At 71.6% G+C, this 19,853-nt stretch carries 21 protein-coding genes and 3 pseudogenes; 14 read left to right on the forward strand and 10 right to left on the reverse strand.

The features are described from left to right. Positions 1-90: 90 nt before the first annotated feature. Positions 91-813: a lysophospholipid acyltransferase family protein gene (locus ACZ4SA_RS30625; RefSeq protein ID WP_468280963.1), complete on the reverse strand. Its 723-nt coding sequence runs from the start codon at positions 811-813 to the stop codon at positions 91-93. Between the two features lie 323 nt (positions 814-1,136). Between ACZ4SA_RS30625 and ACZ4SA_RS30630 the strand changes: the two genes are divergently transcribed. The 5 genes from ACZ4SA_RS30630 to ACZ4SA_RS30650 all read left to right on the forward strand — a co-directional run bounded on the left by ACZ4SA_RS30630 (position 1,137) and on the right by ACZ4SA_RS30650 (position 5,670). Continuing rightward, positions 1,137-1,454 (forward strand): TlpA family protein disulfide reductase, encoded by a 318-nt coding sequence (locus ACZ4SA_RS30630; protein WP_468281074.1) that lies wholly within the window; start codon positions 1,137-1,139, stop codon positions 1,452-1,454. Between the two features lie 244 nt (positions 1,455-1,698). Continuing rightward, positions 1,699-2,205 (forward strand): flavin reductase family protein, encoded by a 507-nt coding sequence (locus tag ACZ4SA_RS30635; protein ID WP_468280965.1) that lies wholly within the window; start codon positions 1,699-1,701, stop codon positions 2,203-2,205. A gap of 194 nt (positions 2,206-2,399) precedes the next feature. Then, positions 2,400-3,185, forward strand: a complete 786-nt coding sequence (locus ACZ4SA_RS30640) for an electron transfer flavoprotein subunit beta/FixA family protein (RefSeq protein WP_468280967.1) — start codon at positions 2,400-2,402, stop codon at positions 3,183-3,185. 55 nt (positions 3,186-3,240) lie between these two features. Next, positions 3,241-4,203 (forward strand): electron transfer flavoprotein subunit alpha/FixB family protein, encoded by a 963-nt coding sequence (locus tag ACZ4SA_RS30645; RefSeq protein ID WP_468280969.1) that lies wholly within the window; start codon positions 3,241-3,243, stop codon positions 4,201-4,203. A gap of 162 nt (positions 4,204-4,365) precedes the next feature. Next, a complete protein-coding gene (locus ACZ4SA_RS30650; protein WP_468281076.1) occupies positions 4,366-5,670 on the forward strand; it encodes a DUF6986 family protein in 1,305 nt (434 codons plus the stop codon). Positions 5,671-5,732: 62 nt separating this feature from the next. Here the strand turns inward: ACZ4SA_RS30650 and ACZ4SA_RS30655 are convergent, their stop codons facing one another. Further along, a complete protein-coding gene (locus ACZ4SA_RS30655; RefSeq protein WP_468281078.1) occupies positions 5,733-6,713 on the reverse strand; it encodes a LacI family DNA-binding transcriptional regulator in 981 nt (326 codons plus the stop codon). A gap of 225 nt (positions 6,714-6,938) precedes the next feature. Between ACZ4SA_RS30655 and ACZ4SA_RS30660 the strand changes: the two genes are divergently transcribed. After that, positions 6,939-7,898 carry an ROK family protein gene (locus ACZ4SA_RS30660; RefSeq protein WP_468280971.1) on the forward strand — a complete coding sequence of 320 codons (960 nt, stop codon included), beginning with the start codon at positions 6,939-6,941 and terminating at the stop codon, positions 7,896-7,898. Between the two features lie 70 nt (positions 7,899-7,968). Here ACZ4SA_RS30660 and ACZ4SA_RS30665 read toward each other — a convergent pair whose 3' ends face one another. Continuing rightward, entirely contained in the window at positions 7,969-8,148 is a 180-nt protein-coding gene (locus ACZ4SA_RS30665; protein WP_468280973.1) for a hypothetical protein, read from the reverse strand. A 160-nt stretch (positions 8,149-8,308) separates the two neighbouring features. Between ACZ4SA_RS30665 and ACZ4SA_RS30670 the strand changes: the two genes are divergently transcribed. Next, positions 8,309-9,346, forward strand: coding sequence for an NUDIX hydrolase (locus tag ACZ4SA_RS30670; RefSeq protein WP_468280975.1), 1,038 nt, complete (start codon positions 8,309-8,311; stop codon positions 9,344-9,346). Positions 9,347-9,666: 320 nt separating this feature from the next. Here the strand turns inward: ACZ4SA_RS30670 and ACZ4SA_RS30675 are convergent, their stop codons facing one another. After that, on the reverse strand, positions 9,667-11,031 hold the full coding sequence (locus ACZ4SA_RS30675) for a M20/M25/M40 family metallo-hydrolase (RefSeq protein WP_468280977.1): 1,365 nt from the start codon (positions 11,029-11,031) through the stop codon (positions 9,667-9,669). 146 nt (positions 11,032-11,177) lie between these two features. Here ACZ4SA_RS30675 and ACZ4SA_RS30680 point away from each other — a divergent pair, with 146 nt between their 5' ends. Then, a complete protein-coding gene (locus tag ACZ4SA_RS30680; RefSeq protein ID WP_468280979.1) occupies positions 11,178-12,407 on the forward strand; it encodes a geranylgeranyl reductase family protein in 1,230 nt (409 codons plus the stop codon). Positions 12,408-12,557: 150 nt separating this feature from the next. On the opposite strand, the gene ACZ4SA_RS30685 is transcribed toward ACZ4SA_RS30680, so the two are convergent. After that, positions 12,558-13,007 (reverse strand): nitroreductase family deazaflavin-dependent oxidoreductase, encoded by a 450-nt coding sequence (locus tag ACZ4SA_RS30685; RefSeq protein WP_468280981.1) that lies wholly within the window; start codon positions 13,005-13,007, stop codon positions 12,558-12,560. Positions 13,008-13,168: 161 nt separating this feature from the next. Here ACZ4SA_RS30685 and ACZ4SA_RS30690 point away from each other — a divergent pair, with 161 nt between their 5' ends. The 3 genes and pseudogenes from ACZ4SA_RS30690 (at position 13,169) to ACZ4SA_RS30700 (ending at position 15,331) form a co-directional block, all read left to right on the forward strand. Next, the gene (locus ACZ4SA_RS30690) at positions 13,169-13,900 is read left to right on the forward strand and encodes a TetR/AcrR family transcriptional regulator (RefSeq protein WP_468280983.1); all 732 of its coding nucleotides are present in this window, start codon (positions 13,169-13,171) and stop codon (positions 13,898-13,900) included. Between the two features lie 232 nt (positions 13,901-14,132). After that, a pseudogene (locus ACZ4SA_RS30695) lies at positions 14,133-14,669 on the forward strand (sensor histidine kinase); the annotation flags it as partial. Further along, entirely contained in the window at positions 14,666-15,331 is a 666-nt protein-coding gene (locus tag ACZ4SA_RS30700) for a response regulator (protein WP_468280985.1), read from the forward strand. The pseudogene ACZ4SA_RS30695 and the gene ACZ4SA_RS30700, both read left to right, overlap by 4 nt. Before the next feature lie 106 nt (positions 15,332-15,437). On the opposite strand, the gene ACZ4SA_RS30705 is transcribed toward ACZ4SA_RS30700, so the two are convergent. Next, positions 15,438-15,575, reverse strand: a complete 138-nt coding sequence (locus tag ACZ4SA_RS30705) for a hypothetical protein (protein WP_468280987.1) — start codon at positions 15,573-15,575, stop codon at positions 15,438-15,440. Positions 15,576-15,642: 67 nt separating this feature from the next. Between ACZ4SA_RS30705 and ACZ4SA_RS30710 the strand changes: the two genes are divergently transcribed. Then, positions 15,643-16,053: a MarR family winged helix-turn-helix transcriptional regulator gene (locus tag ACZ4SA_RS30710; protein WP_468280989.1), complete on the forward strand. Its 411-nt coding sequence runs from the start codon at positions 15,643-15,645 to the stop codon at positions 16,051-16,053. A 68-nt stretch (positions 16,054-16,121) separates the two neighbouring features. On the opposite strand, the gene ACZ4SA_RS30715 is transcribed toward ACZ4SA_RS30710, so the two are convergent. The 4 genes and pseudogenes from ACZ4SA_RS30715 to ACZ4SA_RS30730 all read right to left on the reverse strand — a co-directional run bounded on the left by ACZ4SA_RS30715 (position 16,122) and on the right by ACZ4SA_RS30730 (position 18,112). Beyond that, a complete protein-coding gene (locus ACZ4SA_RS30715) occupies positions 16,122-16,865 on the reverse strand; it encodes a maleylpyruvate isomerase family mycothiol-dependent enzyme (RefSeq protein ID WP_468280991.1) in 744 nt (247 codons plus the stop codon). 69 nt (positions 16,866-16,934) lie between these two features. Further along, positions 16,935-17,279: an SCO4225 family membrane protein gene (locus ACZ4SA_RS30720; RefSeq protein ID WP_468280993.1), complete on the reverse strand. Its 345-nt coding sequence runs from the start codon at positions 17,277-17,279 to the stop codon at positions 16,935-16,937. A gap of 66 nt (positions 17,280-17,345) precedes the next feature. Continuing rightward, a pseudogene (locus tag ACZ4SA_RS30725) lies at positions 17,346-17,528 on the reverse strand (MFS transporter); the annotation flags it as partial. A gap of 59 nt (positions 17,529-17,587) precedes the next feature. Then, a complete protein-coding gene (locus ACZ4SA_RS30730) occupies positions 17,588-18,112 on the reverse strand; it encodes a MepB family protein (RefSeq protein WP_468280995.1) in 525 nt (174 codons plus the stop codon). Between the two features lie 43 nt (positions 18,113-18,155). Here ACZ4SA_RS30730 and ACZ4SA_RS30735 point away from each other — a divergent pair. After that, positions 18,156-18,395 (forward strand): annotated as a pseudogene (locus ACZ4SA_RS30735) (transposase); the annotation flags it as partial. A gap of 235 nt (positions 18,396-18,630) precedes the next feature. Beyond that, positions 18,631-19,845, forward strand: coding sequence for an ROK family protein (locus ACZ4SA_RS30740; protein WP_468280996.1), 1,215 nt, complete (start codon positions 18,631-18,633; stop codon positions 19,843-19,845). Positions 19,846-19,853: the final 8 nt, after the last annotated feature.

Raw genomic sequence — 19,853 nt, forward strand, 5'->3', positions numbered from 1 at the left:
CCTCGTACTGGACGTACTTGGATGACTCCGACAACGCAGCGAGTGTGCGTGCCAGACGTCGTGGGCCAGGCGGGACTTTCGAAACACGCCCTAGTGGGCCTCGCGGACCTCGGCGGGCGTCGGGGCCGTACCGCCGAGGTGCGCCGGCACCCACCAGGTGTCGGCCGCGTCCTTGGGGCGCACGGGATAGGCGCGCTGAGCCGCTTCCAGCAGCTCCTGCACTCGCTCGCGCAGCCGGCGGGTGATCGCGCCCGCGTACTGGTCGGCGGGCGCCTCGACGGGCTCGCCCACGCGGATCGTCACCGGGATGTGCGACCGCTTGAAGTTGCGCGGCCGCCCCTTGGTCCACAGGCGCTGGGTGCCCCACAGTGCCATCGGGATCAGCGGAACGCCGGCCTCCTGCGCGAGCCGGGCAGCGCCGGACTTGAACGACTTCAGTGTGAACGACTGGGAGATCGTCGCCTCCGGGAACACGCCGACGATCTCGCCCGAGCGCAGCGAGTCCAGCGCGTGCGCATAGGCCGCCTCGCCCTGTCTGCGGTCGACCGGGATGTGCTTCATGCCCCGCATCAACGGCCCGGAAATCTTGTGCCGGAAGACCGAATCCTTCGCCATGAAGCGCACCAGGCGCCTCTGCGGCAGGGCGCCGAGGCCGGTGAAGATGAAGTCCAGATAGCTGATGTGATTGCTGACCAGCACTGCTCCGCCGGTCCGCGGAATGTTCTCCGACCCCTGAGTGTCGATCTTCAGGTCGAGCGCCTTGAACATCGTGCGTGCGGCGCCGATGACCGGCCGATAGACGAGCTCTGCCATGGGGGGAGGACCCTTTCGTCATGCCCGGGGAGGGTTCGCCCGGTGAAAGTTACGCAGCCGTAGGTTTTCGGCATTGGGCCGATCGTCCCCCATGTGCCGCGTACTGACCAGCCCTGGTGGCCTGCGAGGGCGAGATTCTCGTCACGTCGTCCCGGGGAACTCGGGTACGGGGTGCGGGCGGGGGGAATCCTGGGCGCCATGTGAACGCTGCACCTCTGGGGGATGAACCCGGCGCGAGGGGAAGCGCGAGGGAAAGGGTGAAGGTGCGGGAAAGGACGAAGGTGCGCGCTCAACACGCTGAACGGCAGCCTGGTGCAACGGACCTGGGCGCGGAACGGCAGATCGGTGCAACGGACCTGGGCGCGGAGTTCGGCGAGCGGGCGACGCTCGTCCAGTTCTCCACCGCCTTCTGCCAGCCCTGCCGGGCCACCCGCCGCACCCTGGCCGACGTCGCCGCCATGGTCGACGGGGTCGTTCATGTCGAGGTCGACGCGGAGGAGCACCTCGCGCTGGTGCGGCGGCTGGGCATCGTCAGGACGCCCACCGTGCTGGTCCTCGACGCGGGCGGACGGGTCGTCACCAGAGCCTCCGGCGCGCCCCGTAAGGCCGACGTCATCGCGGCGCTCGGACGGGCCGTATGACGCGTACCCGAACTGCCGCTGTGGCACGGGCCCGAAGCGGCGGTGCGGCACCCGTGACGCTGGTCGCACCTTCCTGTGCGCACTTGACTGTGCACGGCAAGTATCGCCAGGCTGACTGCTGTGCCTCCAGTACTCCTTCTGCACGGGCGGGTTCATGTCGACCTCGCCCGGAACGCGAGCGCGCGCTGTCCGGCTGTCCGAGCAGCCACAGCCGCATGATTCGCACACCCAGAAGGACATTTCGATGACGGCATCGCCCGATCTCGGCACCACTCGCCTCGCGTCCCCCGACCTCCTCCGCTCGGTCTTCCGGCAGCACGCCGCAGGCGTCGCGGTGATCACCGCGGGCGGCCCGCGCCCCGTCGGGTTCACCGCCACCTCGCTCACCTCCGTGGCCGCGGAACCACCGCTGATCTCCTTCGGTGTCGGAACCGGCTCTTCGAGCTGGCCGGTCGTCGCGAACGCCGAACACGTCGGCGTCCACATACTCGGCGAGCACCAGCAGGAACTGGCCGCCACCTTCGCACGCAGCGGCGCCGACCGGTTCGCGCCGCCCACGAGCTGGCGCACGGGACCCGAGGGTGTTCCCGTGCTCGACGGAGTGCTGGCGTGGATGGTGTGCCGCGTCGTCGCCAGGGTGCCCGCGGGGGACCATCGCATCGTGATCGCCGAGGCTGTTGTCGGTGACCCGGCGGGCGGGGGGCGTCCGCTGGTGTACCACCAGGGACGCTTCACGGCGCTGAGAGACTGAGCCCGGAAGGGCAGCGGTCATGTCGTTGTCAAGGTCACAGTTCAAAGCGCTTGCTTAGCGGGAACACACTCGATGTACTGACGAGTAATATTTCGTTCGGAGCGCGGCCCGCCCCGACCGGGATCCGCCCCATCGGACGCCTATGCTGCGTTCACAAGGCAGTCCAGTAGAGACGATGCAGTAGGAGAGCCGGCGTGAGCCTGAGGATCGTTGTCTGTGTGAAGTACGTGCCCGACGCCACCGGCGATCGGCACTTCGCCGATGACCTGACCGTCGACCGAGACGACGTCGACGGCCTGCTGTCGGAGCTGGATGAGTACGCGGTGGAGCAGGCGCTGCAGATCGCGGACGAGGCGGACGACGCCGAGGTCACCGTGCTGACCGTCGGCCCGGAGGATGCCAAGGACGCGCTGCGCAAGGCGCTGTCGATGGGCGCGGACAAGGCTGTCCACGTCGAGGACGACGACCTGCACGGCTCCGACGTGATGGGCACCTCGCTGGTGCTGGCGAAGGCGCTCGAGAAGACGGGTTACGACCTGGTCATCGCCGGTATGGCTTCCACCGACGGCACGATGGGTGTGCTGCCGGCGATCCTGTCGGAGCGTCTGGGCATCCCGCAGGTGACCCTGCTCTCCGAGATCTCGGTCGAGGACGGCACCGTCAAGGGCCGTCGTGACGGCGACACCGCCTCCGAGCAGCTCGAGGCGTCGCTGCCGGCCGTCGTGTCCGTGACGGACCAGTCGGGCGAGGCGCGTTACCCGTCCTTCAAGGGCATCATGGCCGCCAAGAAGAAGCCGGTCGAGTCCCTGGACCTCGAGGACCTCGAGATCGACGCCGAAGAGGTCGGCCTCGAGGGCGCCTGGACCAAGGTCGACTCGGCCTCGGAGCGTCCGGCCCGCACCGCCGGAACGATCGTCAAGGACGAGGGCGAGGGCGGCAAGCAGCTGGCCGAGTTCCTGGCCGGCCAGAAGTTCATCTAAGGCTTCGGCCCCAACCGCCCCCTTCACACTTCGCAAGCAGGAGAGAAGAAGTCCCATGGCTGAAGTTCTCGTCTACGTCGACCACGTGGACGGTGCCGTCCGCAAGCCCACCCTGGAGCTGCTGACTCTGGCCCGCCGCATCGGCGAGCCCGTCGCGGTCGCGCTCGGCGCCGGTGCGGAGAACACCGCCGCCGCGCTCGCCGAGCACGGTGCGGTCAAGGTCCTCACGGCCGACGCGCCCGAGTTCGCCGACTACCTCGTCGTCCCGAAGGTCGACGCGCTGCAGGCCGCGTACGAGGCCGTCTCCCCGGCCGCCGTGCTCGTCCCGTCCTCCGCCGAGGGCAAGGAGATCGCGGCCCGCCTCGCGGTCCGTATCGGCTCCGGCATCATCACCGACGCCGTCGACCTCGAGGCCGGTGACGAGGGCCCGGTCGCGACGCAGTCCGCGTTCGCCGCCTCCTTCACCACCAAGTCCCGCGTCTCCAAGGGCACTCCGGTCATCACGGTCAAGCCGAACTCGGCCGCCGTGGAGGCCGCCCCGGCCGCCGGTGCGGTCGAGGCGCTGTCCGTCTCGTTCTCCGAGAAGGCCACCGGCACCAAGGTCGTCTCGCGCACCCCGCGTGAGTCGACCGGCCGACCGGAGCTGACCGAGGCCGCGATCGTGGTCTCCGGAGGCCGCGGTGTCAACGGCGCGGAGAACTTCGCGATCATCGAGGCGCTCGCCGACTCCCTCGGCGCGGCCGTCGGTGCCTCGCGTGCCGCTGTCGACGCCGGCTGGTACCCGCACACCAACCAGGTCGGCCAGACCGGCAAGTCCGTCTCCCCGCAGCTGTACATCGCCTCCGGTATCTCCGGTGCGATCCAGCACCGCGCCGGCATGCAGACGTCGAAGACCATCGTGGCCATCAACAAGGACGCCGAGGCCCCGATCTTCGACCTGGTCGACTACGGCGTGGTCGGCGACCTCTTCGAGGTCGTCCCGCAGCTGACCGAAGAGGTCAAGACCCGCAAGGGCTGATCCGAGTGTCGTCCGGCCCGGGGCCGCGTGGTGATCTTCACCGCGCGGCCCCGGCCCGTTGAGGCGCACCATTGACGCAGATCACGGCCGCGCATTAACTTCATTCAACAGAATGTTGAATCCGTGATGCGGAAACCGCGGATCCCGAAGTGTGCGGAGGGTGTGGGAATGGGTCAGCAGGAGAAGGTGGCGACGAGCCTCGCGGGCGCAGTCAGCGAGGGCATCAGCGCCTCCCTGACGACGGTGGACGCGGAACTCGCCCGCCGCTACCCCGGGGATCCGGGCACGCGCCAGCCGGTCCACACCGTCTACGTTCCCGGCAACGACTTCACCGCCGACACGATCCGCTCATGGGGCGACAAGGCACTCGCCGCGCTCGACGAGCATGCGCCCGACGCCCGCACCTTCGCGCGTGTCCTCGGCCTCGCGGACGAGCTCGCGGAGCCGGTGTACACGCGCGTCCGCGCCAAGCTGGAGCGCGAGCCGATCGAGGACCTGCGCGTCGACTTCGAGGACGGCTACGCGGGCCCCGACGAGGACACCGACGCCGCGCGCGCCGCGCGGCTGATCTCCGAGGCGTACGAACAGCGCACCGCCGCCCCGTACATGGGCATCCGGATGAAGTGCATGGAAGCCGCCGTACGCGACCGCGGCATCCGCACCCTCGACATCTTCCTCACCGGCCTGATGGAGCGCGGCGGACTGCCCGACGGGCTCGTCCTGACCCTGCCCAAGGTCACCTACACCGAGCAGGTCACCGCCATGGTGCGGCTCGTCGAGGAGTTCGAGAAGGCCCGCGGTCTGGAGCCCGGCCGCATCGGTTTCGAGATCCAGATCGAGACCAGCCAGGCCATCCTCGGCGCCGACGGCACCGCCACCGTCGCCCGGATGATCGACGCGGCCGGGGGCCGCGCCACCGGACTGCACTACGGCACCTTCGACTACAGCGCCTGCCTCGGCGTCAGCGCAGCCCACCAGGCCGGCGACCACCCCGCCGCCGACCACGCCAAGGCGGTCATGCAGGTCGCCGCAGCGGGCACCGGCGTACGCGTCTCCGACGGATCCACCAACGTGCTGCCCGTCGGCCCCACCGAGAAGGTCCACGACGCCTGGCGACTTCACTACGGCCTCACCCGACGTGCACTCGCCCGCGCCTACTACCAGGGCTGGGACATGCACCCCGGCCACCTGCCCACCCGGTACGCAGGGGTGTTCGCCTTCTACCGTGAGGGCTTCGAGCAGGCCGCGGCCCGCCTCGCCGCCTACGCCAACCACGCCAACCACGCCGGCGGCGACGTCATGGACGAGCCCGCCACCGCCAAGGCTCTCGGTTCCTACTTGCTTCGCGGTATCGACTGCGGCGCCCTGGACACCGCAGAGGTCGCCCGCCTGACGGGCCTGACCCGCGCCGACCTCGACGGCTTCGCCCGGCCCCGGCGCGGCGACCTGACCGCCACGGCCGGGTGACGGTCGGCATCACCCCGCTCGCCACGGTCGCCGCCGCAGCCGCCGTGGCTCTGCCCGCCGGGTCACGACGACGGCGGGATCTCCCCCGAACCGCGCGGGATCAGCACCGTCTCCAGCGCCGTCCGGATCGGCTCCTCGTTCACCCCGTCGAGCCGGCGGAACAGCCGCTCCGCCGCGGTGCGCCCCAGCGCCGCGGCGTCCTGGGCTATGACGGTGATGCCGAGCAGGTCCGCGAGCTCGATGTCGTCGAAACCGACGAGGGCGATGCGCTTCTCGTGCGCGGCGAGGGCCCGCACCGCCGTCACGGTGACACGGTTGTTGCCGGCGAAGATCGCGGTGACCGGCTCGGGCCCCTCCAGCACGGCGGTGACGGCCGCCTGCACCCGCTCCGGAGCCGTCGAGCCGAGCGCGACCCACGAGTCGTCGATCCCGAGACCGGCGTCCTCCATGGCGGCACGGTAGCCGCGGAGCCGCTCCACAGCGGTGTGAATACGCGGCTGGTCGCCGATGAAGGCGATACGGCGGTGACCGTGCGCGATCAGATGCGCCACGCCCGCCCGCGCGCCGCCGAAGCTGTCGGAGAGCACGACGTCCGCGTCGATCCGGCCCGCCGGGCGGTCGACGAACACCGTCGCCACACCCGCCTTGATCTCGGGCTCCAGATAGCGGTGGTCGTGTCCGGCGGGGATCACGATCAGGCCGTCCACCCTGCGCGCGCACAGCGCCAGCACCAACTCCTGCTCGCGGTCCGGGTCCTCGGCGCTGGAGCCGTTGATGAGCAGCGCGCCATGGGCGCGGGCGACTTCTTCTACGGCGCGGCTGAGCGGCCCGTAGAACGGGTCGGCGAGGTCCTCCAGTACCAGGCCGATCGAGGCGGTGCGGCCCTTGCGGAGCACGCGGGCGCTGTCGTTGCGGCGGAAGCCGAGGGACTCGATCGCGTCCTGCACCCGGCGCTCGGTGTCCGGGGTGACACCGGGCTCGCCGTTGACCACGCGGGAAACCGTCTTCAGTCCGACTCCGGCCCGCGCGGCGACATCCTTCATCGTGGGCCGATTCCCGTAGCGGGGCTCGGGGCCGCGAGGGCTGCCCGGGGGCGGCAGGGGACGGGTCGAATCGGCCACGGTGCGCTGTCCTGTCTGAGTCTCGGCGGTCACGATCGTCGTATATGTAGCGTGTGGCGTCGAGCATAGGCCCTGGACAACGTTGTCAGCGCAATGGAGACTGTTATCGAAACCGCAGGTCCGACAGCTCCGGGGGATCCCGTACCGATGCATAACTGCCTTGTCGCCGCGCTCGACATCGGTGGCACCAAGATCGCCGGCGCTCTGGTGGACGGCAATGGCGCGATTCTTCTCCGCGCCCAGCGCCCCACGCCCGCCCGTGAGGACGGCGACACGGTGATGCACGCGGTCGAGAACGTCCTCGCCGTGCTGACCGCCTCCCCGCTGTGGCCCGGCGCCACGGCGCTCGGCATCGGCAGTGCGGGCCCCGTCGACGCCTCCGCCGGTACGGTCAGTCCCGTCAACCTCCCCGGCTGGCGCGGCTTTCCGCTCGTCGACCGCGTGTCACGGGCCGCAGGCGGGCTGCCGATCACACTGGTCGGCGACGGAGTCGCCATGACCGCGGCCGAACACTGGCAGGGCGCCGCACGCGGCCACGACAACGCGCTGTGCATGGTCGTCTCCACCGGCGTCGGCGGAGGTCTGGTGCTGAACGGCAAGCCGCACGCCGGACCCACCGGCAACGCGGGTCACATCGGCCACATCAGCATCGACCTTGACGGCGAGCTGTGCCCGTGCGGGGCCCGGGGGTGCGTGGAGCGCATCGCCAGCGGGCCCAACATCTCCCGCCGTGCGCTGGAGAACGGCTGGCGCCCCGGGCCCGACGGGGACACCTCCGCTGCGGCGGTCGCCGCCGCCGCGCGCGCCGGTGACGCCGTCGCCGCCGCCTCCTTCGAGCGGGCCGCCCAGGCGCTCGCCGCGGGCATCGCCGCCACGGCGACGCTCGTCGAGATCGAGATCGCCGTGATCGGCGGGGGAGTGGCCGGTGCGGGCGATGTGCTCTTCGCCCCGCTGCGCCGTGCCCTTCGGGACTACGCGACGCTGTCCTTCGTGCGGCGCCTGAGTGTGACGCCGGCTCTGATGGGCACGGACGCCGGGCTGGTGGGTGCGGCGGCCGCGGCGATGCTGGGACGTGAGCCCCGGGCGGTTCCCGCGGGGCACGCCTGAGGGGGCGCCGGGGCGTCGGGGTGGACCCGCCCGGTTCGCGGGGTCGTGGCCCACGCCGTCGCGGCGTCGGTCACCACCCGCAGTCCGAGCCGTGCTGCTGGGGGACCACGACCAGGAACGCATCCGACTCCAGGTCCATGACGACCTCGGCCGCCAGGCCCTCGTCCCTGCGGTGGCGGGCGTACTCCTCCGCCTGCCGACTCCCGCGCGGGTCACCCGCGGGGAACTTCTCCAACACCGTGCGGCGCATGACGCACCCCCTTGTCTCTCCCGCTCCAACGACGCTGCGCGACCGGTGTCACGGCCCGGCCACAGTTGGGGTGCGTGATCGGCCAACCGGTTCCGGTACGGCGTTTGCGTGGCAGGGTGTTGCGGGCAATCCACTGTGGGCTACGGAAGAGGGGGGACCCGTGATCGTCTGGATCAACGGTGCGTTCGGTGCGGGCAAGAGCAGTACCGCGCGCGAACTGATCGACCTGATCCCCAACAGCACACTGTTCGACCCCGAACTGATCGGCAGCGGCATGAGCCGCCTGCTGCCCGCCAAACGCCTGGCCGAGGTGGGCGACTACCAGGATCTGCCGATCTGGCGGCGGCTCGTCGTGGACACGGCCGCCGCGCTGCTCTCCGAGGTGGGTGGGGTGCTGGTGGCCCCCATGACGCTGCTGCGGCAGGATTACCGGGACGAGATCTTCGGCGGGCTCGCCGCTCGCCGGATAGCCGTGCGGCATGTGCTGCTGGCGCCTGACGAAACGATTTTGCGCGATCGGATCGCCGAACGTGAGGCCTTCGAGGACGACCCGGCGGAGAGCGAACGCACCCGCCGCTGGGCGTTCGGCAACATCGAGCGCTACCAGGCCGCGCTCGGCTGGCTCTCCGCCGACGCCCATGTGATCGACAACGGCCGTCTCGGCACCCGCGAGACGGCCGCCGCCGTGGCCGAAGCCGTACGCACCGGCTCGGCACCGGTCAGCGACATCGTTCAGACCCCGGAGCCGACCGGCGAGACACTCGCCGCCGGTGTGCTCCTCTTCGACCAGCACGACCGGGTGCTCCTCGTCGACCCGACCTACAAGCCCGGCTGGGAGTTCCCCGGCGGCGTCGTGGAGCGCGGCGAGGCCCCGGCCCGCGCGGGTATGCGCGAGGTCACGGAGGAACTCGGCATCGAACTCACCGCCGTACCCCGCCTGCTGGTCGTCGACTGGGAACCCCCGCGTTCGCCCGGCTTCGGCGGACTGCGGCTGCTCTTCGACGGCGGCCGTCTCCCGGACTCCGACGCCGCGCGCGTCCTGCTCCCCGGCGCCGAGTTGCGCGGCTGGAAGTTCGTCGCCGAACAGGAGGCGGCGGACCTGCTGCCGCCCGCCCGCTACGAACGCTTGCGCTGGGCCCTGCGGGCCCGCGAACGCAGCACGGTCCTCAACCTCGAGGCCGGCGTCCCTGTGGGGTAGCGCTGGGGTGCTTCCGGCCTTGGTCCCGCTTGCAGCCCGGGCCGCTTGCAGCCGGCGCCCGGCCGGGCGGCGCGTCGTACGGGTGGTGCACCTGCAGACCGGCCCGCCTCCGGGCCGCGTTCGTGAGCCGGCCCCAGCACGGCTGAGCCTGCCGGGGCCGCAGGAGAGTGTGCCGCGGGCGGCTCCCGTACCTGCGGGGATCGGCCCCCGAGCGGACCGTCTGCGGACCGGCCCGTCTGCGGAGCGGCCCGCCCCCGGGCGGCCGTCGTACGGGCGCGCCGCCCGGGGGCGGGCTGTGGGGCATCTGCGCAGCCGAGAGCTCAGCGGCGTTTGGACTCCGCGTAGTTGGCCAGGAACAGCGCCTCGGTGACCGACATCCGCTCCAGTTCCCCGGGCGACACGCTCTCGTTCACGGCGTGGATCTGCGCCTCGGGCTCGCTCAGACCGATCAGCAGGATCTCCGCCTGCGGGTACAGCGCCGCGAGCGTGTTGCACAGCGGGATCGAGCCGCCCATGCCGGAGGCCTGCATCTCCTCGCCCGGGTACGCCCCCCGCATCGCTTCCGCCATCGACGTGTACGCGGGGCTCGTCACATCCGCCTGGAACGCCTGGCCCTGGCCGATCTGCTCCACCGCAACCCGCGCGCCCCACGGCGTGTGCGCCTCCAGGTGTGCGGCCAGCAGCTTGGTCGCCTCGGCCGCGTCCTGGCCCGGCGGCACCCGAAGGCTGATCAGCGCACGCGCGCCCGCCTGGACGGACGGTGTCGCGCCCACCACGGGCGGGCAGTCGATACCGAGCACCGTGACGGCCGGCCGTGCCCAGATGCGGTCCGCGACCGAGCCGTCCCCGATCAACCCCACCCCGTCGAGCACCTTGGCGTCCTTGCGGAACTCCTCCTCCGGGTAAGCGAGTCCGTCCCACGTCGCGTCGGCGGCCAGCCCGTCGACGGTCGTCGAGCCGTCCTCGGCACGCAGTGAGTCCAGTACGCGGATCAGGGCGGCCAGCGCGTCCGGCGCGGCGCCACCGAACTGCCCGGAGTGCAGATTGCCCTCGAGGGTGTCGACCTGGACCCGCAGCAGCGTCATGCCCCGCAGACTGGCCGTCACCGTCGGCAGACCGACCCGGAAGTTGCCGGTATCGCCGATCACGATGGCGTCCGCGGCCAGCAGAGCGGGGTGAGCCTCCGCGTACTGCTCGAGACCGCCTGTGCCCTGCTCCTCCGAGCCCTCCACTATGACCTTGATGTTCACCGGCACTCCGCCGTTGGCCTTGAGGGCGCGCAGCGCGAGCAGGTGCATGATGAACCCGCCCTTGCAGTCGGCGCTGCCGCGTCCGTACCAGCGGCCGTCGCGCTCGGTGAGCTCGAACGGCGGGGAGAACCAGGCCGCCTCGTCCAGCGGGGGCTGCACGTCGTAGTGCGCGTACAGCAGCACGGTCGGGGCGCCGGCCGGGCCGGGCAGGAAGCCGTAGACGGACTGGGTGCCGTCCGGGGTGTCGAGGACGGCCACGTCCGTGAACCCCTCCGCCCCGAGCGCCCGCGCCACCCATGCCGCCGCCGCCTCGCACTCGCTCTTCGGGAACTGTGCCGGGTCCGCCACCGACCGGAACGCCACCAGTTCCGTCAGCTCCGCCTTGGCGCGGGGCAGCAGCGAGGCGACGGTCTCGGCGATCGGTACGGCGGTCATGGGCACGCTCCTCGTGGGCACGTCGTTGTGCGATGTGTGTACGGCGAATGTGTGGTCGATCCTCCCACAACGGGTGGGACACGACCGCGCCGTAGGATGCCGTCGAGAGCTTGGGCCACAGGTCGGATCGGGAGCAGAAGTACATCGTGAGCAGCGAGAACGATGCCACCGGAGCAGAGGCGGCAAATGAGCTTGGAGACCCCGTCTGGGACGTCGTCGTGGTCGGCGGAGGCCCCGCGGGGGCATCGGCGGCGTACGCGGCGGCGGTGACCGGCCGCAGAGTGCTCCTTCTGGAGAAGGCCGAACTGCCCCGCTACAAGACCTGCGGCGGGGGGATCATCGGACCGTCGCGCGACAGTCTCCCGCCCGGCTTCGAGCTGCCGCTGCGCGACAGGGTGCATGCCGTCACCTTCTCGCTCAACGGCAGGCTCGCACGCACCCGGCGCTCCAAGCGGATGCTCTTCGGGCTCATCAACCGGCCCGACTTCGACGCCGGCCTCGTCGAACAGGCGCAGAAGGCGGGGGCGGTGCTGCGCACCGGCGCGACCGTCTCCCGCGTCGAACAGCATGGGCCCGCCGTACCGGACCGGCGCACGGTCGCCGTGGTGCTCTCCGACGGGGAGACGCTCCTGACCCGCGCGGTCGTCGGCGCGGACGGCAGCGCCGGCCGGATAGGCGCGCATGTCGGTGTGAAGCTCGACCAGGTGGATCTGGGCCTGGAGGCGGAGATCCCGGTCCCGGCGACGGTCGCTGAGGACTGGGAAGGCCGGGTGCTCATCGACTGGGGCCCGATGCCCGGCAGTTACGGCTGGGTGTTCCCCAAGGGGCAGACCCTGACCGTCGGTGTGATCTCGGCGCGCGGCGAAGGCGCCGCCACCAAGCGGTATCTGGAGGACTTCATCGCCCGGCTGGGGCTCGCCGGCTTCGAGCCCGCCATCTCGTCCGGCCATCTGACGCGCTGCCGCAGCGACGACTCGCCGCTGTCGCGGGGCCGGGTGCTGGTGTGCGGCGACGCGGCCGGGCTTCTCGAGCCGTGGACCAGGGAGGGCATCTCCTTCGCGCTGCGCTCCGGCCGGCTCGCGGGGGAGTGGGCGGTACGGATCGCCGAGGCCCACGACGCCGTCGACGCGCGCAGGCAGGCGTTGAACTACGCGTTCGCCGTCAAGTCGGGGCTGGGGGTCGAAATGGCGGTCGGGCGGCGCATGCTCACGGTCTTCGAGCGCAGGCCGGGGCTGCTGCACGCGGTGCTCACGGGATTCCGGCCCGCGTGGAAGACCTTCGCGGACATCACCCGCGGGTCGACGACGCTGGCCGGCCTGGTGCGCACGCACCCGTTGGCGCGGCGGGCGCTGGACGTGCTGGACAAGCGGGCGTAGTCGAGCGGGCGCAGGGCGGTCGCCCCGCAGGCGGGGCGGGTGGGTGGCAGGCGGGAGCGCGCGGGACGGCTGGGGCGCACGCGCGTGGGCCGGCGGGCGCGTCGAGTCACGCGGGGGCGTCCGGTCACGCAGGCGTGTCGGGACACCTCGTCACCGGGTGACGGTGATACGGAAGACCGGGTGCTTGTGCGCCGCCGCGAGCAACTCCTCGTCGGTGGACTTGGCGTTGACGTCGCCGAAGAACCGGCCGACCTCCCATCCCCAGCGCTCGAGATAGGTGCGCAGCAGCTCCGGCTTCTGCTCGTCGGGCAGCTCCACAGCCGTGAACTGCTGTGTTCTGCGGCCGACCTGGAGCTGCCCGCCGCCTGCCGCCCGGAGGTTGCGGACCCACTGGGAGTGGCCCCGGGCGGAGATCAGGTAGGGGCCACCGCCATAGGGAAGCGGGTTGACGGGGATGCGCCGCCATTCGCCACTCGTGCGGCCACGTACGGAAAGCTCAGCGGTCCCCATAAGGCTGATGCCCCGGCGGGCGAGCCGGCCGACGGCTGCGTTCAGGATCGTGTCGAACCGGTTGGGCTTGATGTAGTGGGCCTTCGGCATGGCGGTGTTCTCCTCTGTGACCAACGTTACGGGTAGCGTCCGATGTTCTCTTTCGAGAGCACCGCTCTCGCTTGAGGACAGTGTGCACTCCTCGGCGCATCAAAGCAAGAGCACCGCTCTCGTTATTGGTCAGTGCTCCAAAACGTGGGAGACTCGCCGCCATGAGCGCCATCCGAGGGGCCAGGGAACGGGCCCGTACCGAAGTCACCGCAGCCATCAAGAACGAAGCCCGCACGCAGCTCGCCGCCGGGGGTGCCTCCAAGCTCTCGCTCCGCGCCGTCGCCCGCGAACTGGGCATGGCCTCCTCGGCCCTCTACCGCTACTTCCCCAGCCGCGACGACATGCTGACCGCCCTCATCGTCGACGCCTACGACGCCGTCGGCGCCGCTGCCGAGTCGGCCCTCGCCGCGGTCCCCTCCGGCGGAGACCACACCGTCCGCTGGACCGCTGCCTGCTCGGCCGTGCGTGCCTGGGCCCTGGCCCACCCGCACGAGTACGCCCTGATCTACGGCTCACCCGTGCCCGGCTACACTGCGCCCACGGACACCGTCGGTCCCGCCGCCCGTGTGGGCCTCGCGCTGACCTCCGTCATCCGCGACGCCCACCGTACGAACGGGCTCGCGCTGCCGCCGCTGGCCCCTGGGCTGCGGGCGGAGGCGGACCGTATGGCGGCGGACATCGCCCCCGACCTGCCGCCCGCCGTCGTCGTCGCGATGATCGCCGCCTGGTCGCAGCTCTTCGGGACGATCTCCTTCGAGTTGTTCGGCCACTTCAACCGGGTGGTCGGGGACCGGGACGCCTTCTTCGAGCACGCCGTGGCCCGGCTCGCGTACGAGGTCGGGCTCAGTCCTCGTGCCGCAGGCACGGCACCGGGGGGCAACGCCGGGTCCTGACGCGGCATCCTTCCGAGCGGCTCCCGCGGTGGCGCACCGGGGTGTGCACCCCACGGCTGGCCGGATACGGTGCCTCGCCCCACCGCCGCCGAGGCGAGTCCGTACTCCCAGGGGAGTACGTGTGATCGCCACGCCGGGCTGACGTCCACGCCCACCACTCCGGTCTGGCGTGGCCGTATGGAACAGCGTGCACCGGCACCGACGGAGGCCCGCCCCGGGCACGGGGCGGGCAGGTCTGGCGCTTCTCGATTCGGACCCCGAACAGGCCCGTACCGTCCTGACCACCATCAAGGCGGCGAGCAAGGAGGCGCTGGGCGAGGTGCGGCAGGTCCTCGACACGCTGCGCACCCCCGGCGACGCCCCTCGCGCCCCCGCGCCCGGCCTGGACCGCCTCACCGAACTCGTCGAACAGGCCGCGGGTGCCGGACTCACCGTCGAGGCCGAGACCGTGGGCGAACCGGCGGCGCTCGCGGTCGGCGCAGACCTGGCCGCGTTCCGGATCGTGCAGGAGGCGCTGACGAACGTCGTACGGCACTCGGGCTCGCGCACCGCGCGGGTACGGATCGCCCACGCACCGGGCAGGCTCGACCTCCAGATCGACGACGAAGGGCCCGCTACCGGCTCGGACGCCGGCGCCGGCGGCAGCGGCCTGGCCGGCATGCGGGAACGGGCCGCGGCTCTCGGCGGCACCATCAAGGCGGGGCCGCGGCCGGACGGCGGCTTCAGGGTCCGAGCCGAACTGCCCGTGCGGCCCAAGGAGACGACGTGATACGAGTAGTGCTCGCCGACGACCAGATCCTGGTCCGGGCAGGCTTTCGAGCCCTGTCGGGCGCTCAGCCGGACATCGAGGTCGCGGGCGAGGCCTCCGACGGGGAGGAGGCGGTGCGTCTGGTGGGCGAAGTGCGCCCGGACGTCGTGCTGATGGATATCCGGATGCCGAACCTGGACGGACTTGCCGCGACCCGCAGGATCACCGGTGACGAGCGCCTGGCGGACGTGAAGGTGGTCATGCTCACCACCTTCGAACTGGACGAGTACGTCTTCGAGGCCATCCGCTCCGGCGCCTCCGGCTTCCTGGTGAAGGACACGGAACCGGACGAACTGCTGCGTGCGGTACGGGCGGTGGTGTCCGGGGACGCACTGCTGTCGCCGGGGGTGACACGTCGTCTGATCGCCGAGTTCGCGGCACGTTCCAAGGGGCCCGCCGACGCCCGGGGTCTCGGGGAACTCACGGAGCGGGAGCGGGAGGTGATGGCCTTGGTCGGCATGGGCCTGTCCAACGAGGAGATCGCCCGCCGCCTCGTCGTCAGCCCGCTGACCGCCAAGACGCACGTGAGCCGGACCATGGTGAAGCTCGGCGCCCGCGACTGCGCCCAACTGGTCGTGCTGGCCTACGAGTCGGGGCTGGTGCGCCCCGGCTGGCTCGGCTGAGGGACATCGCGCCCCCAGGGCACGTGCCGCCCTCCTGCCGGACGCCGGCAGAGGACGCGGCCGGCGGCTCCTCGCCCCGCCGGCCACGCCGGGCGAGAACAGCCGGTCAGTCCCCGACGGCTACCCGCTGCGGCTGCTGCTCCGGCAGCGACGTGGCCACCACCACGCCCTCCTGCCCGCGTCGAGTGCGCAGCCCGGTCAGCGTGATGAGCAGTCCGGCCGCCGCGCGAGCCTTTACATGCATATGCATTGACTGTAAGTGCATTAAATTCCAGTGCAACAAAATGCGGCTTTTCTGCTAACGTGCGGTCATGGCTGCGACGAAGTCCGAGCAAGCGCTCGTGGAGCAGTGGCGGGACGTGCTCTCGCTGCACGCCCGTACGATGTGCGAGCTCGACCGCGAGCTGCACCGGCACGGGCTCGGTGCCAGCGACTTCGAGGTGCTCGACGTGCTCGCCGAGATGCGGGTGGAGGACGCCCGGCCCGGCGACTGCTCGTACCGGGTGCAGGAGCTCGCGTCCCGTGTCCATCTCAGTCAGAGCGCGCTCTCACGTCTGATCGCCCGGCTGGAGAAGGATGGCCTGGTGACCCGGGGCATGTGCCCGGAGGACCGGCGCGGGGTGCGAGTCGCACTCACCGAAGAGGGCCGCTCGCGCCATGCGGAGGTCAAACCCCTCCAGCGCGCCGTGCTGTCGCGGATGCTGCCCGACACCCGGGCTTGAGCTTCGCGCTGAGGTCGCCTTCCGCCAGGCCCGAGCTTCGCGGCCTCGCTTGGTACCGGGTGCTCCCGCTAGGACCAGGTGATGCCCGAACGCTCGCGCCACATCCGCGCGAGCCCGGTGTCACCGACGACGGCCACCGCGTCGAGCGGCAGCCGGTTCCAGAGCGTCAGATAGAGCCGCTCGGCGGTGCCGCGCAGTTCGCAGTCGGCGGGCTCCTCCGCTGTGCGCTCCGTACGCGGCGGCTCGGCGGACAGCCGTACGGTCCACACGTCGTCCGTGTCCGTCGACCTGACGCGCAGCACCCGCGGGGTGTCGGTACGGACTCTGCTCCGGGGCCGGGTGTGGAACGCGGACAGAAGTTCGTCGACACCGTCCACCGCGAGCTCCGCAGGGACCTGCTCGAGCTCTCCGCCGGCCGCCGCCTGGGCGTCCACACGGTGCACCGCCGTCTCGTGCGCCTGGCGCCGCGCCCAGAAGGCGAGCGGCGACGGCGCCGGCAGGAACGACCAGCAGCTCACATCCGCCGGGGCCTCGCTCAGCGCGCCCACCAGCAGCCCATGGCCCTCGCGGTACCACTCCAGCAGCTCGTCCCCGTCGAGGTCGGGCTCGCCGTCGTCGGGGTGGTACTGGCTGTAGCCCTCGGTGACGAAGGCCGCGGCCCAGCGGTGCACCATGCCGGTGTGCCGCAGGAGGTCGCGCACCTGCCAGGCGGGGCACGTCGGCACCGCCGCGTCCGGCCCCGCCTCCTGTGCGGACTCTGCCAGCAGCTGTCCCTCTCGGACGAGCGACCTGATCAGGGCGGAGGTCTCCATGCCGAAGATTGTGCCAGCGGACGGTCCTCTCATCGAGAGGGCGACGGGAGAACCGGGGAGGGGGTCGCGTCAAGCCCCGTGCGGGCGCGCCGCGCGCTGTCCGCCGGTCAGCAGCCGTACGAAGAGGCCGATGGCCAGTGCCTGGATAAGCACCGACAGGACCAGCGCCGGATAGAGGAACGCCGCCGACTCCGCCGCCGATTCCCCGAGGAGCGTGCCGACGGCCATGAAGCCGAAGATCGTCGGCGCGGTCAGCAGGAACAGCCAGATCCCCGCGAACGAGGCGTCCTCGTGATGGACGAACGCAGTGTCGATCGCCACGTAGACGGCCGCGACGGCAACCAGCGCCAGATACGCCTGGGCGGCGCGGTTGCCGAAGGCACGTCGTGCAAGCGTGATCAGGCGTGCGTACATGGCTTCTCCCCGTGTTGGTGGTGGTTCCATGCTGCGGCCGCGGGCAGGGCGCGCGCCTGAGTACGGCTACTCAACCGTCCTGGGTACGGCGGCGGCACCCCGCGTGCCGTACGCGATCACGGCCGCGACCGCCGCCGGCGCCACCGTCGTCAGTGCCACAGGCAGCGAGAGCCAGTCGGATAGGAAGCCGATCGCGGGCGGCCCGAGCAGCATTCCGCCGTGGCCGAGGGCCGACGCGGCGGCGACGCCCTCCAAGGTCCGGCCGCCGTGCTGTTCCAGGTCGCCGGATGCCGTGGCGCAACGGGCACCTATGGGCAGTAGAGGGCGTGGGCGCGCGTCAGGTCGGCAGGCCCGTCCTTGCCGAGATTGAAGAAGTAGTTCACCTGCCATGCCTGGGTGCTGCAGGCCTGCCGGTTGGTCGTGGTCACCCACGGCTGATAGACGCGGAATCCGCGCTTCCCGCCGGACCCGTTGCGGGAGACGATGTTGCGCTCGCACAACACCTCGCGCGGGAACACGAACTGTCCGAAGCCGTCGTCGTCGCGGCTGCTGATGACGAAGAGGTCCACTCCGTCGTCGGCGTCGAAGGGCCGGATCGGCCCCTCCTCGGACCGCTGCCACACGGTGACGAACTGTCCCACCTTCGTCGGGGTGGTCTTGGCCACGCGAAACCGGACCGAGCGGCCATCGAGCGTGAACCCGTAAGCCGCGTACTCGGCACTCTCCGGTTCGGGCACCGGCAGAGAGCAGGCGAAACCGCTGGGGTCGTACACCAACGCCTTCGCTGCCAGCAGGTCACCGTGAAGCCCCGTCCACGGCTGATTCGTCACCATGCCGCCATCCTGCCATCGCGTCCGTGCGCACTGCTTTGGCCCCTACTGCTCCTGCCGCTCCCGGTTGTTCCGGGGCCTGCGGCTGTAGGTGGTGTGCACCCCGGCCGGGATGCCGATCCTGTGGGCTCCGGTGAACCCGAAGCTGGACGAGCGCGAGGTGCTGACGGCGATGCTGGACCGGGAGCCGGACGTGGTCACCGGTCAGTCCGGCCAGCTGCTGATTGCGGATAGGGGCTTCGCCTCCGAGGAGTTCGAGGCCGGTCTGGCCCGGCGCGGGGTTGAGACCGGTAGGCGCGCATGTTGAGGTCTCGCGTATGCGTCGCCGTCGCGGCCAAAGGATCACCTTGTGCGCTTGCCGCTGGATCGTGGTCTGTGCCAGGTCCCCCCGGCAGACCGTCCCGACTTTGTTTAGTGGCGGTGCAAACTCGGGGCGGGGCCACGGGGTCCATCCGTTCAAGGCGGCCGGATTGCCCCCCGCGGGAGCGGCACACCCCTGGGATCATGGGAGACTCACCTGCATGAACGGCAAGGGGACGACCACCCGGACACGACTGGAGAGAGGCCGCAGCGCGCTCGGCCCCGCCCTGGAACTGGTACACACCGGACGGGCGCCCACGCGTGCCGTGCTGACCGCCGAGCTCGGCGTCACCCGCGCGACCGCCGGAGCGGTGGCGGCTGAACTCGAAGCGCTCGGCCTGATCCGCGTCGACTCCCGGCCCGGTGCCGCCGCCGGATCCCAGGGAAGGCCCTCGCACCGGCTCTCGGTCGACGAGACCGGCCCGGTCGTCCTCGCCGCCCAGGTCCACGCCGACGGATTCCGCGCCGCCCTCGTCGGCCTCGGCGGCAGCATCGTCGCCACCGCTCCCGGCTGTGTCACCGTCCAGGCGGACCCCGCCCAGGTGTTGGGGGAGGTCGTCGACGCGGGCGCCGAACTGCTGCGCCGCAGCGGCCGGCGCTGCGTGGGTGCCGGACTCGCCGTGCCCTCGGCGGTCGCGGAGCCCGAGGGCACCGCGCTCAACCCGCTGCACCTGGCCTGGCCGGCCGGCGCCCCGGTGCGGGACATCTTCGCCGAGCGGGTGAGCGCCGCGGGCATCACCGGCCCCGCCTTCACCGGCAACGATGTCAACCTCGCCGCGCTCGCCGAACACCGCCACGGCGCCGGCGGGGGCGCCCACCACCTGCTGTGCGTCGCCACCGGCCACCGGGGCGTCGGCGGGGCGCTCGTCCTCGACGGGCGGCTGCACAGCGGCAGTTCGGGACTGGCGCTCGAAGTGGGGCACCTCACCGTCAACCCCGAGGGCCGCCCCTGCCACTGCGGCAGCCGCGGCTGCCTCGACGTCGAGGCCGACCCCCTCGCCTTCCTGACGGCCGCCGGCCGAGCCGCCGGCCCCGAGGTCTCCCTGCTGCAGCAGTCGCGGGACCTGCTCCGGGAGGAGTACGACGATCCCGCTGTCCGCGGCGCGGCCGAGGAGCTCATCGACCGTCTGGGCCTGGGCCTTGCCGGCCTGGTCAACATCCTCAACCCGGACCGGATCATCCTGGGCGGGCTCCATCGCGAACTGCTCGACGCCGACCCGGAGCGCCTGCGGGCCGTCGTCGCCGACCGCAGCCTGTGGGGCCGCAGCGGTGGAGTCCCCATCCTCGCCTGCAGCCTCGACCACAACAGCCTCGTCGGCGCAGCCGAACTGGCCTGGCAGCCGGTACTCGACGACCCGTTGGCCGCGCTCGGCTGACGGCTGCG

The organism is Streptomyces sp. NPDC027962 (assembly GCF_055566095.1).